2 protein-coding genes are annotated in these 647 nt (G+C 70.9%); both read right to left on the reverse strand.

Translation table 11 applies throughout. From position 1 onward, the window contains the following. Window positions 1-323, reverse strand: a 323-nt coding sequence (locus tag QK440_RS41255) for an STAS domain-containing protein (RefSeq protein ID WP_282798397.1), incomplete at its 3' end; no start/stop codon positions are given. Next, on the reverse strand, window positions 323-647 hold a 325-nt coding region (locus QK440_RS41260), incomplete at its 5' end, for a SpoIIE family protein phosphatase (protein WP_282798398.1). The genes QK440_RS41255 and QK440_RS41260, both read right to left, overlap by 1 nt.

A 647-nucleotide genomic window follows, 5' to 3' on the forward strand; every position in this document is an offset into this window, starting at 1 on the left:
TGGACGGGCAGGAGGGTGTCGATGCCGGTGAGGGTGAGCATGCGCATCAGGCGGTCGGGGACGGCGGCGAGGCTCAGGGATCCGCTGGCTTCCTGGGCCGCGTGCCAGATGCCGATGATCGCGCTGAGACCGGCGGAGTCGCAGAAGCCGACCTGTGCCAGATCCAGGGCCAGGCCTGAGTGACCGTGCTGGATGATCTCCAGGGCACCGGAGCGCAGGCTGGGCGCGGTGTGCACGTCCACGTCCCCGGCGACCGTGACAATCACAAGGTCGGGGCGCGGGTGCTGGACGGTCAGGTGGAGCGTGTGGGTCACGTCGGTCATCACTCCTGGCCGAAGTGTTCGGGCGCGCCGGCGGTGTGGGCGGTGGCGGCGCCACCGGTCTCGGGTACCACGGTGGAGTCGGACACGGCGCCAGGGTGGGGTACGGACAGGGTCAGCAGCGCCACGTCGTCGCCGGCCCCCTCGGTCAGCGAGGCCAGCAGCGTTACGGTGTCGTCCACCAGGGTGGTAGCCGTCAGCGGGCCGGTGCGCTGGTGGAGGAAGCCGGTCAGGCCGTCCTCACCGAGCATGGCGCCCTGCGCGGTACGGGCTTCGGTCAGCCCGTCAGTGTAGAGGAACAGGCCCTCTCCGGGTGCCAGGCGGAAG

Source organism: Streptomyces sp. CC224B, assembly GCF_030010595.1.
In the GTDB taxonomy this organism is placed as follows: domain Bacteria; phylum Actinomycetota; class Actinomycetes; order Streptomycetales; family Streptomycetaceae; genus Streptomyces; species Streptomyces longispororuber.